The organism is Flavobacterium sp. N502540 (genome assembly GCF_025947365.1).
Lineage (GTDB): Bacteria > Bacteroidota > Bacteroidia > Flavobacteriales > Flavobacteriaceae > Flavobacterium.
The window spans coordinates 2,679,585-2,691,459 of the sequence record NZ_CP110012.1 but is presented as its reverse complement, the minus strand read 5'-3'; the positions used below and the strand labels follow the sequence as shown (position 1 = coordinate 2,691,459).

7 protein-coding genes are annotated in these 11,875 nt (G+C 38.6%); 1 reads left to right on the top strand and 6 read right to left on the bottom strand.

The genetic code is table 11. The features are described 5' to 3' along the window. Window positions 1-100 precede the first annotated feature (100 nt). Complete coding sequence (locus OLM58_RS11650) at window positions 101-649, top strand: DUF4494 domain-containing protein (protein WP_264532406.1); 549 nt, start codon at window positions 101-103, stop codon at window positions 647-649. Between the two features lie 213 nt (window positions 650-862). Here the strand turns inward: OLM58_RS11650 and OLM58_RS11645 are convergent, their stop codons facing one another. From OLM58_RS11645 to OLM58_RS11620, 6 genes are all read right to left on the bottom strand, one after another. Beyond that, window positions 863-1,867, bottom strand: a complete 1,005-nt coding sequence (locus OLM58_RS11645; protein ID WP_264532405.1) for an isoaspartyl peptidase/L-asparaginase family protein — start codon at window positions 1,865-1,867, stop codon at window positions 863-865. Window positions 1,868-1,969: 102 nt separating this feature from the next. Further along, the gene (locus OLM58_RS11640; protein ID WP_264532404.1) at window positions 1,970-2,938 is read right to left on the bottom strand and encodes an ROK family protein; all 969 of its coding nucleotides are present in this window, start codon (window positions 2,936-2,938) and stop codon (window positions 1,970-1,972) included. A gap of 107 nt (window positions 2,939-3,045) precedes the next feature. Beyond that, a complete protein-coding gene (locus tag OLM58_RS11635; RefSeq protein ID WP_264532403.1) occupies window positions 3,046-4,506 on the bottom strand; it encodes a glycoside hydrolase family 125 protein in 1,461 nt (486 codons plus the stop codon). Between the two features lie 4 nt (window positions 4,507-4,510). Beyond that, a complete protein-coding gene (locus tag OLM58_RS11630; RefSeq protein ID WP_264532402.1) occupies window positions 4,511-6,796 on the bottom strand; it encodes a GH92 family glycosyl hydrolase in 2,286 nt (761 codons plus the stop codon). A gap of 159 nt (window positions 6,797-6,955) precedes the next feature. Next, complete coding sequence (locus OLM58_RS11625) at window positions 6,956-9,232, bottom strand: GH92 family glycosyl hydrolase (protein ID WP_264532401.1); 2,277 nt, start codon at window positions 9,230-9,232, stop codon at window positions 6,956-6,958. 224 nt (window positions 9,233-9,456) lie between these two features. Continuing rightward, on the bottom strand, window positions 9,457-11,445 hold the full coding sequence (locus OLM58_RS11620; RefSeq protein WP_264532400.1) for a beta-mannosidase: 1,989 nt from the start codon (window positions 11,443-11,445) through the stop codon (window positions 9,457-9,459). Window positions 11,446-11,875 lie beyond the last annotated feature (430 nt).

Sequence of the window (11,875 nt, the reverse complement as noted above, 5' to 3'; positions counted from 1 at the left end):
CTTAACTAAAATCTCCTAAAATTGTGAATATCTATTTCACAATTTTAGGAGATTTTTTTTCGGTAAAATCTATCTTTGGCATCCTTAAAAAATAATAAAGATGAGCGCAACTTGGTACGAATGCAAGGTAAAATATAGAAAAACGGACGAAACCGGAGGGCAAAAAGTTTTAACAGAGCCTTATTTGGTAGATGCTTTGTCTTATACAGAAGCCGAAAGAAGAATTAATGAAGAGATGTCGGCTTATATCAGTGAAGAATTTAAAATCACCAATATAAAAGTGGCCAATTACGCCGAAATCCACCCTTTTGAAAATACAGACCGTTGGTTTAAATCCAAAGTCTCTTTATTGGCTTATGATGAAGAAAGCGGTAAAGAAAGAAAGTCAAATATGTACATGCTGGTTCAGGCCAATGATGTGAGAGAAGCTTACGACAACACACTGCATGTGATGCAAAGCACTATGGGAGAATATTCTATCCCGGCCGTTTCTGAGTCACCTATTATGGATGTTTTCCCTTATTTCAGCGGTGAAGAAGGAGAAGCGGAGCAATTGGAAAGATTCAATAGACTAAAAGCATCTAAACCTGCACAAGCAGCCGCAGAAGTTATTGACCATATGGAGTTTGAAACTGCATTAGAGGAATAAATTCTAAAATTAATTTGGGACCAGCCTAAAAAGCTGTGAGTATTATACACGGATCTGACAGATTCGCTAAAGCAAAGACGCAGATTTAGACGGGTTCCTTTTTTAAGATTTCTCTTTAAAATTATAAAAAGCAAAAGCTTCGGAGAAATCCGAAGCTTTTGCTTTTTATGTTAAAGATAATCTGTCTCTTACTTTTATATACAAAGCGGCATCCTACTTCAGAAAAAAATCGGCATCGATTAAACGGTTTCCGGTGTCGTCATAAACGGCATAGTTAAAACCTCCCTGAATGCAATAGGAACCGTATTCTCCAGCTTTGTTGAGAGCGATAAAACCTACCTGAATGTCTTTTAAATCTTTGTTTCTGTTTTTGGTTAATTTTACGATGCGGGCAACAGCTTCTTCACAGGCTTTTTGAGGTGATTTGCCTTGTCGCATTAATTCCACCACAAGATGACAGCCTGAAATCCGGATGACTTCTTCACCATGTCCGGTAGCAGTCGCAGCTCCTATTTCATTGTCGACATATAAACCGGCTCCGATAATTGGGGAATCGCCAACACGTCCGTGCATTTTAAATGCCATTCCGCTTGTGGTACAGGCTCCGGAAAGATTACCATTGGCGTCCAAAGCGATCATTCCAATGGTGTCGTGGTTCTCGATATTGGCAATGGGTTTGTATTTGCTGTCTTTGAGCCATTCTTTCCATTCTTTTTCAGATTCTTCTGTCAGCAGGTTTTCTTTTTTGAAACCTTGTGCTACTGCAAATTGCAAGGCTCCATCACCTACCAGCATTACATGAGGTGTTTTTTCCATGACTGCTCTTGCAACCGATATGGGATGTTTGATATATTCTAAAGCAGCAACCGATCCTATATTGGCATTTTCGTCCATAATACAGGCATCTAACGTTACACGTCCATCTCTGTCCGGGCGTCCGCCGTAGCCTACACTTCTTTCTTTAGGATCGCCTTCGGGAATTTTAACTCCGGCTTCGACAGCGTCTAAAGCGGTTCCCTTACTTTTTAAAACTTCCCAGGCGGCTTCATTGGCCTGAATACCAAATCTCCAGGTGGAAAGCACAATCGGCTTTTTTCCTTTTTTAGAAACTATGCTTTTTTCTTCTTCTTCCGAATTGGATTGAAAAGACTGCAAGGCTACCGCTACTGAAGCAATAGCTGCCGTTTTTATAAAATTCCTGCGATTTGAATTTGTCATATCTAATGTTTTATGAACCACTGATCATTTTTTTGCCACAGATTAAAGGATTTCTTATTCTGTGTAAATCTTTTTAATCTGTGGCATCTAATATAATCAAAACTATGCTGTGTAAAGCAAACTTGTTGCTCCTAATAAAGCTGCTTTTTCGTTGTCTGTAGAAACAGCAACACTGATAGTACTTCCTGCTTCTTTTATTTTTTTGTTGAAAACCGGAAGAAAAAATTCACTTGCATTGGCAATTTTCCCACCAATGATGAAACTATCCGCGTCGAATTTTTCTAACCATGGCGCTACAATGGCAGCCAAATCTTCTCCTAACTGCTCAAATGCTTTTACGGCCATTGCATCTCCTGCTGTTGCCAGATTAAAAAGTTCCAGTCCATTATTGAGTTTTTTTCCGCTTAAAGCGAAATACCCTCCCAAAAGTCCGCGTACTGAAACATAGTCTTCCGCTATACCTTCTTTGTAGGGAAGGTCATAGATTTCACCGTCTTTTGGTACCGCATTTCCTGTATTTACAGATGTTCCTTTGTCTATAAAACAGGCACCAAGTCCGGTACCTAATGTGATAGCCATTACTTTTTTAGAAAGATTTTCGGCATCTTTAAATACTTCTCCTTTACCAAAACAAACGGCATCGTTTTCAAACAATATCGGAAAATCACCCGACAGCTTCAATTGATTCTGAAACAGATCACGAACATTGAGTCCGTAAAAATGCTCGTATTTCGATTGCCCTTTTATCCAACAAACACCATTCGTATAGTCAAACGGCCCTGGCATGCAAACGGCCAATCCTGTAGTATTTTCTACTTTTGAATTTTCTATCGCGGTGCGAATTGCTTTTTCCCAGATGGTCATTACTTCTTCTACAGGCAAATTCGAATCGAAAGATTCTTTGTGCAGTGAAAAATCGATCACTTTCATGTCTACAATATCAATAATCGCTGCGGTGATATGTGTACCTCCAATGTCTAATCCAACGGCATATTCTTTATTCATTCTTTTGTATTTTGGATTTGAACCAATATCGGGATTAGAAAAATTTAGTTTTATTTTTTTCACCATTAAGAAATTAAGTTTATTAAGTCTAACTGCTTAATTTTTCTCAATTTCTTAATCATGAATATTCTTATCTCTAGTTTTACGAATTCCTTAATGGTAAATATTTTAGTTTAAATGTTTTTGTCTTTTAAGATTTGAGGATAATGAATGCTGGTATGTACAATCATTTCTCCAAATAGGGTATTGGCCCATGCAAACCATTTTCGGGTAAATTTGGCTACATCATCTTTATGGAAAGACTCGTGCATGAAACCGGTATCGGCATTTGTTCTGATCAGGTTGCTGATACATTGTTTTATTTCCTGCTCGTCTACGCTGGTAATGGCTCTCAAAACAATACTCATTGGCCAAATGGTGTCTGTCCCGGTATGCGGGCCGCCAATTCCTTCTCCTGCTTTTCCTTTGTAGAAAAACGGATTGTTTTCTGAAAGTACTACTTTTCGGGTATTCAGATATAACGGACTGTCGGGTGCTATTGCGCCTAAATACGGTAACGACAATAAAGAAGGAACATTCGCATCGTCCATCATGTGGAAACTGCCGTAACCGTTGACTTCAAAAGCGATAATTTTTCCGAATTTCGGATGTTCGATGATTCCGTTTTCTTCCAGTCCTTTTTGAACTTGTCCGCGCAATTCTTTGGCTTTTCCAACCAAATTATTGTCTTTTAAAGCCGGTAAAGAGAAAATTTCAATCAGATAACCCAGTACTTCGATGGCGAACATATTACTCGGAATTAAATAACCAAATAAAGTACTGTCGTCGCTAGGTCTGAAAGTCGAAACGATTAATCCGCATGGTTTTACCGGATAACCGTAACCGCTTAAAGGCACTCCGTCTGTGGCCCAGGCTGTAACTCTCTGAAAATTGTAAGGCCCTTTATCGTGCATTCTTTGTTGTTCTTTGAAAGTCTGCAATACTAAAAGCATCGCTTCTTTCCACTTGCTGTCGAATAAACTAATATCTCCTGTTTCCTTCCAGTAGCCATGTGCCAGTCGTATGGGGTAACATAAACTGTCGATCTCCCATTTACGCTCGTGAATACCGGGCTGCATCTTGGTCATGTCATTTTTCCACTCGCTCACTTGCGCAAAATCTTTGTAGAAAGCGTTCGCATACGGATCAAGCAAAATGCATTTCGTCTGACGGTTGATGACTCCTTTTACCAGTTCAGCCAGTTTTTTATCCTCTTTTACAAATGGAATATAAGGCCAGATCTGTGCTGTACTGTCACGCAGCCACATAGCATCGATATCTCCTGTAATGACATAAGTATCTGGTTTTCCATCGATAATTTCAAAATCGACAGTGGTATCTAAGGTGTTTGGAAAACAGTTTTCAAACAACCAGGCGAGTTCGGGATTGGCGATTTGTTTTTTGATTCTTACAATGGCAGCTTCAATTGCTTTACTGGTAAATTTTCGCTCGGCCAACGGAGGTCTTTTGCTCACAAAATCTTTGACCGAAAAATGAAATGCATCCGACTGCATTCCGAAAACATCCGTTTGAAGCGCCAATAATCCTGCTGAAAAAATCCCTGCATTTTTTATAAATTTTCTACGTGACTGCATAGTATTATTTTGAAGTTGAATAAGAATATGGATAGGCACTTGAAGAAGTTCCTCTTTGTAAATTTGGTTTACTGCTCATGTCGAAATTGAATTCCCCACCTTTTAATACCTCAAAATGATTGATGAAGTTTTTGGTATGGATGGTGTTGTTCCATTTTAATTCCTGAACATATTTGTTGTCTGCTGAATTGTTTGGAGCATTGATGACCAATTGTTTTCCATTTTCAAGTTCGAGCGTAATTTTTTTGAACAAAGGCGCTCCAAGCACATACTCGTCCGTTCCCGGGCAAACCGGATAGAATCCCATAGCCGAGAAAATATACCAGGCCGAAGTTTGTCCGTTATCCTCGTCTCCGCAATAACCGTCAGGAGTGGATTTGTACAAACGGTTCATCACTTCTCTTGACCAATATTGCGTTTTCCAGGGCTCTCCGGCATAATTATACAAGTAAATCATGTGCTGAATCGGCTGATTCCCATGGGCATATTGCCCCATATTCATAATTTGCATTTCGCGAATTTCATGAATAACAGCTCCGTAATAACTGTCATCAAAAACCGGAGGAGTTGTAAAAACTGCATCTAACTTGGCGGTGAATTTTTTCTCCCCTCCCATTAAATCAATCAAACCGTGTACATCATGAAATACACTCCAGCTGTAATGCAAAGCATTTCCTTCTGTAAAGGCATCTCCCCATTTAAGCGGATTAAAGTTTTTCGGAAAGCTTCCATCTTTATTTCTGCCACTCATCCATCCGATTTCAGGGTTATAAAGATTCTTATAATTCATCATTCTTTTTTCAAACAAATCGATTTCTTTTTTCGGACGGTTTAATGCTTTCGCTAATTTCCAAATCGCAAAATCATCGTAGGCATATTCTAAGGTTCTTGCTGCATTTTCATTAATTTTCACATCATAAGGAACGTATCCTAAAGTATTGTAATACGATACTCCTTTTCGACCTACTGCTTCTAAAGGTCCTTCGTTATTCGCTCCGTGTACTAAGGCTTCGTACAATTTATTGATGTCATAACCGCGTAATCCTTTCATATAAGCATCTGAAACTACCGAAGCGGAGTTGTTTCCTACCATCACATCTCTGAATCCCGGGCTTGACCATTCCGGCAAAAAGCCTCCTTCTTTATAATCGTTGATTAATCCTTCCTGCATTTCTTTATTAACCGAAGGATAAACTAAATTCAACAAAGGATACAAGGCACGGAACGTATCCCAAAAACCTGTTCCTGCGTACATATAACCCGGCAATACTTTACCATTATATGGACTATAATGCACAGTCTCTCCTTTTGCGTTGATCTCATACTGTTTTTGCGGAAAACAAACGGTGCGGTACAGGCAGGAGTAAAACGTTTTTAATTGTTCTTCGCTTCCGCCTTCGGCATTTAATTTTCCTAAAACTTTATTCCATTCCTGTTTGGATTGTGCTACGGTTTCGGTAAATGATGCTGTACCTAATTCGTTCTTTAAATTCAATTCGGCCTGTTCGAAACTAATAAATGAAGAGGAAACTTTTACGTTTACGATTTCTCCTTTTTTAGTTTTAAATCCAATAACAGCACCTACATGATTGTCTTTTAATTCGAGTTTGTCTTTTTCCAAAACCTTCCCGTGCCAGGCAGCAGTAGTGGCAAAAGGCTTATCGAATTGCAGTACAAAATAGTTTTTGAAATTCTCCGGAACTCCACCACTATTGCGTGTGGTATAACCGATAATTTTATTTTCTGACGGAATTATTTTGATGTAAGATCCTTTGTCAAAAGCATCGATTACGATAGAAGACTGTTCGTTTTCCGGAAATGTAATCTGAAAATGCGCCGCTCTTTCGGTAGTGGTGATTTCTGTTGTTACATCGTAATCGGCTAGGTAAACACTGTAATAATAGGGTTTTGAAACTTCTGCTTTGTGACTGAACCAGCTTGCTCTTTCGTCTTCGGTAAAAGCCAATTTACCGGTTACCGGCATGATCGAAAACTGTCCGTAATCGTTCATCCAAGGTGAAGGCTGATGCGTTTGTTTGAATCCTCTGATCTTCTCGGCAGTATAAATATAAGCCCAGCCGTCACCCATTTTTCCGGTTTGTGGTGTCCAGAAATTCATTCCCCAGGGTCTGCAAATCGCCGGATAAGTATTTCCATTCGAAAGACTGTGTAAAGATTGTGTTCCCATTAACGGATTTACATACTCTACAGCATCTACTGCTTTGATCTGTGCATTGACAAAACCGAAGCATTGCAATAGTCCTAAAAAAAGTAAACTCTTTATTTTCATGTTTTTATTTTTTTGCTTTAGGCTTTAAGCGATAGGCTATAAGCTAAAAACGGTAACTGATCTCTTCCAAAAATCTAAAATCTATACTCTTTATTCTTTATTCTTTATTCTTTATTCTTTATTCTTTATTCTTTGTTCTTTGTTCTAAAATCTGCAATTCTAAAGCGGTCTATCCTCTTTTTTCACTCCAAAAGTTATCGACGGTTTGCTTCCCATAAACAATTTAAGCTCTCCTCCTTTTACGATCATATCGTGTGTAATGTATGATTTTGTGTAAGGTTTCCCGTTGTACTCCGCTTTTTGGATATAAATATTTGTTTTGTTATTATCGACAGCTTTCAGGGTAAACGAAATGCCTTCCTTGTGATGTATCGTTGCCGTATTGACTAACGGACTTCCTAATACATAAATTCCGTTGGCCGGATTAACCGAGTAGAATCCCATGGAAGAGAAAACATACCAAGCCGACATTTGTCCCAAATCTTCATTTCCGCATAATCCATCCGGTTTCGTCGAATAGAATTTCTCATCGATTTCACGGATTATTTTTGCCGTTTTCCAAGGCTGTCCTGCGTAAGCGTACAGGTATGGAATATGGTGATTCGGTTCGTTCCCTTGTGCGTACTGACCAATTAAACCGCTAATATCCGGAGAGATTTCCTCGCCTTCTACTTTGTCTGTGATTAAGAAAAGAGAATCTAATTTGGCCAGAAATTTATCTTCACTTCCAAACAAATCAATCAAACCATAAGGATCCTGTGGCACTAACCAGGTGTACTGCCAGGCATTTCCTTCTACATAATCATCTTTTCGGTGTGCTGATGAAAGCGGATTGAATGGTGTTCTCCAATTTCCATCCGTCAACTTACCTCTCATAAAAGTAGTTTCTTTATCAAAGTAAAGCTTGTATAAATTGGCTCTTTTCGAGAAATAGTTATAATCGTCGGTTTTGTTCAGGTCTTTTGCCATTAGGGCTACGCAGTAATCATCGATAGCATATTCTAAAGCGTTTCCAACAGATTCGAGCATTTTATCTGCAGGGATGTATTGCAGTTTTTGTACATAATCCATTCCTTCACGGGTCTGCATTGCCGTTTTTTTGATGGCTTCATAAGCCAAGGCAACATCATATCCCCGGTATCCTTTCATGTAGGCATCTACGATAACCGCTATGGAGTGATTTCCGTTCATGGTATTGGTTTCGTTCCCCATTAAATGCCAAACCGGTAATCTTCCCTGCTGCTCGTAAATGGCCAGGAACGACTTCACAATATCATTGATTTTATCGGGCTGTGTAAGGGTGTACAGTGGATGCAGTCCGCGATACGTATCCCAAAGTGAGAAGGTGGTATAGTTGGTAAAATTTGCTTTTTCGTACACTTTTTTGTCGGTACCTCTATAATCTCCGTTGACATCATTAAAGATGGAAGGCGCAAACATGGTGTGGTACATCGCAGTGTAAAAAACCTTCATGGTTTTATCATCTGCTTTGATCTGAATTTTGTTCAGTTCTTTGTTCCATTTTGAAGTTGCTTCTTTGGCTACAGCCTCAAAATTCCAACCCGGAATCTCGGCTTTGATATTTGCTGAAGCATTCTCATAACTTACCGGAGATATTCCGACTTTTACTAAAATCTGTTTGTTTTTTAATGTTTTAAAATCCAAAACAGCTTTCATTTTTAGTGCTTCTCCTTCGTTTCCTGCAACCGCAGTGGTGCTGTCATACAATGCCATATTAGATATTGGCTCGGAAAATTCCATTGTGAAAAAAATACGCTGATCGGCAGCCCAACCTGCAGAATAACGATAGCCTACAAGAGTGGTTTCATTAATTTTTTTGATAAACGTTTTTACCGGTTTGTCCCAGCCAATTCCGTCTGCAAGATCCAGTAAAATATGATTATCAGTAGTGGAATTAAAAGTATACTTATGAAAACCAACTCTTTCGCTGGCTGTCAGTTCTGCTTTAATTTTATATTTGTCTAAGAAAACGCTGTAATATCCTGCTTTACTCACTTCATTCTGGTGTGAGAAATAAGAGCCGTAACCTGTTGTCATGTCTTCTTTTGTTCCTTTGGTAAGCGGCACTTTTCCGGATACAGGCAATAAAAGGATATCGTTAAGATCTCCAATTCCCGTTCCGCTCAAATGGGTATGTGTGAAACCTAAAATGGTGTTGCTGGCGTAGTTGTATCCACTGCACCAATCCCAGCCTTCAAAAACATTTACCGGGCCTAATTGCACTGCTCCAAAAGGAACATTAGCCCCCACAAATACATGTCCGTGACCCGCAGAACCTATAAATGGATTCACATATTGTGTATAATCTAAATTGGTTTGTTTTGCCTTCTTTTGCTGTGAGACAACCGGATTGGCAAAAAATAGATTTAAAGCTAAGATGCCGCTAAAAGCTATTTTGTTATATTTTGTAAACATACATTATTTTATTTGACTTGCGTAACAGGCCACGGATGACACTGATTAAACATATATTTTTTAATTTTGAACCTAAAAATTTAACCGCAAAGTGCGCAAGGTTTTACGCAAAGTCCGCCAAGCAAAAGCACTCCATCTCTGTTAAAAACCTTTGTCGCTTTGAACCTTTGAACCTTTGAACCTTTGTAACTAAAAAAAACTCAGAACCTCAGCCTCTCAGTACCTTAGTACCTACTAAGAACATCATATAGGGAGTAAACTCTAATAATCGGCTTTGCTATCGCACCTTCAAACGTAATGGTTTTCTCTTCTCCGACTTTCAAATCGAAATAGTTGTCGCTCCATTTTCCGGTATAACCTTTTATAGAAACGTTGACATATTTGGCAAATTTTGAAGCTTTGAGAATCACCTTATTTCCTTTTACCTGCCAGGTGATTTTTGGGTCTTCCAATTTTAGATTGATCGGACGGGTTAAATCAATTTCCGGTGTTTTATCATCACGATAGGCTTCTTTCATGGCGTACCATGCAGCTTTGGGCTGTCTGTCGTAATAATCGGTAACGCTCCAGCTTGCTACCGGCCAGCAATCGTTAAGCTGCCAAACCAATGTTCCCATATTGTACGGTGCTTTTGAACGATGGATGCCAATAATATTTTTAAGGGAATAATATTGTAAACACTGTGTGAGATACGTATAATCCTCGACATTCATTTTCTTAATTTTGGTCGAATCAATAAAATATCGGTTCAGGTACGAATCTAATTTCATAAATCCTTTTCCGGCTTTTTGATGTGCCTGTAAAATATCGGAATATAAATATCGATCTTCAGGATTTGTAAATCTTTCGATTGAAGAATAATTGGGCATCGCCTGCATACCGTATTCGCTCACAAAACGTCCTGTTTTATTTTGCACAGCTTCAACATCTTCCAATCCCCACCAGGTTCCCCAATAATGGCTGTCGCCTTCGGTTAAACTTTTTGCTTTCGACCAATGAAATGATGGTGAAGAACTAATATATGGTCGTTTATCATCTACTTCTTTTACCCATTTTGGGATACTGTCCTGAAACAAACGAACGTAATCTTTCCATAAACGAATAGAATCCTGTTTGGGCATTTTCATACTTTTTTGCCATCCCCAATCTTTAAAAGCTTCGTCGATTTCGTTATTGCCACACCATAAAACAATACTCTTGTGATGACGTAAACGTTTTACCTGATACTGAACTTCTTTTTTTACATTGGCGAAAAAAGCATCATCTCCCGGTACCATTGTTCCAGCAAACATGAAATCCTGCCAGACATAGATGCCGTTTTTATCGCATAAATCGTAGAAATAATCGTCTTCATAAATACCACCTCCCCATACGCGAAGCATATTCATATTGGCATCTTTGGCCATACCAATTACTTTTTCATATTCTTTTTTGGTCACTCTGGAAAGAAACGCATCCGACGGAATATAATTGGCTCCTTTCATATAAACCGGTTTTCCATCGATTTTAAAATAGAATGTTTTACCCACCTTATCCGGTTCCTGAACCAATTCAATTTTACGGTCTAACACATAAGGTTTCTCAGCTTCTTTTTTGTCGTAAGCTTCTAAACGCGGGGTTTTCCAAATTCCGCAAGTGGTGAATTTGGGTCCCCAGTCCCATCCAAAATGGTATTGTGCTTTACGTACATACGCACGTGGATTGTCCGGAATTACAAAAGGTAAATCTTTCTTGGCCAGGGAATCCACTACATTTTGCGCCGATTTAAACACAATAACCAAATCGTTATTTCCTGATTTCAGTACTTTTTTTACATCTACACGCCATTGCAGGAACATATTGTCGGCTTTCAAAACTACCTGATTGTTCAAATAAACGGTGGCATATGTATCCAGTCCGTCAAAAACCAGTTCTGTATGTTTTTTAGCGAGTGTTGCCGGGCTTACCTGAAAAGTGGTTTTATACTCCCAGTCTTTCTTTTCGATCCAGGTCAGTTTTTTTTCATTGTCCCGGTAAAATGGATCCGGTATGGTTTTATTGTTCAGCAAATCGGTATGTATTTCTCCCGGAACTGTCGCAGGATACCATTTTTCGGTTTTAGTCTCCCGATACTGCCAGCCGGTTTTTAAATCTTTATTTTGGGCATTTGCCGCCAACGAAAAATTGGCGAGACAAACGCCGACAAACCAATAAAATCTTTTTTTATACTCCATTTTATACCAATTATAATTATGTATCTAGTCTTCTGGTTTCTGGTATAATGCCGATATAGTATGAAAATAGTCGAATTTTTATGAGACTATCTTGAATACATAATCGGTATTAGCTGAATAATAAATTATTATATTTTTTCAATGCTGTCGCCGGCAGTTGGAGAAGGATAAATCTTTTTCAATTATTTCCTTCTCGCTTTAGGTTTTTATTACGGAATAAAAGCAACTAACAAAATATTCTGAAATCATTTCCTTTTTTTTACGGCTGCCAAGCTTTAATTCATTTTAGATCGTTGATTTTAAACTCCCGATTTCTGATTTTCGATTTCTTAAAAGTCTGTCCTAATTGTGATGTTCTTTGGATGATAATTCCATCTTTTTCAGCAGAAGCTATTTTCTTTTGCGAAAAAAAGGGATTAAAATTTATCGA

Excerpts from the sequence above, each read along its gene's own strand:
- OLM58_RS11630 (WP_264532402.1), bottom strand. The coding sequence starts at position 6,796 with ATGAAAATAAAGAGTTTACTTTTTTTAGGACTATTGCAATGCTTCGGT.
- OLM58_RS11640 (WP_264532404.1), bottom strand. The coding sequence starts at position 2,938 with ATGGTGAAAAAAATAAAACTAAATTTTTCTAATCCCGATATTGGTTCA.
- OLM58_RS11650 (WP_264532406.1), top strand. The coding sequence starts at position 101 with ATGAGCGCAACTTGGTACGAATGCAAGGTAAAATATAGAAAAACGGAC.
- OLM58_RS11625 (WP_264532401.1), bottom strand. The coding sequence starts at position 9,232 with ATGTTTACAAAATATAACAAAATAGCTTTTAGCGGCATCTTAGCTTTA.
- OLM58_RS11620 (WP_264532400.1), bottom strand. The coding sequence starts at position 11,445 with ATGGAGTATAAAAAAAGATTTTATTGGTTTGTCGGCGTTTGTCTCGCC.
- OLM58_RS11635 (WP_264532403.1), bottom strand. The coding sequence starts at position 4,506 with ATGCAGTCACGTAGAAAATTTATAAAAAATGCAGGGATTTTTTCAGCA.
- OLM58_RS11645 (WP_264532405.1), bottom strand. The coding sequence starts at position 1,867 with ATGACAAATTCAAATCGCAGGAATTTTATAAAAACGGCAGCTATTGCT.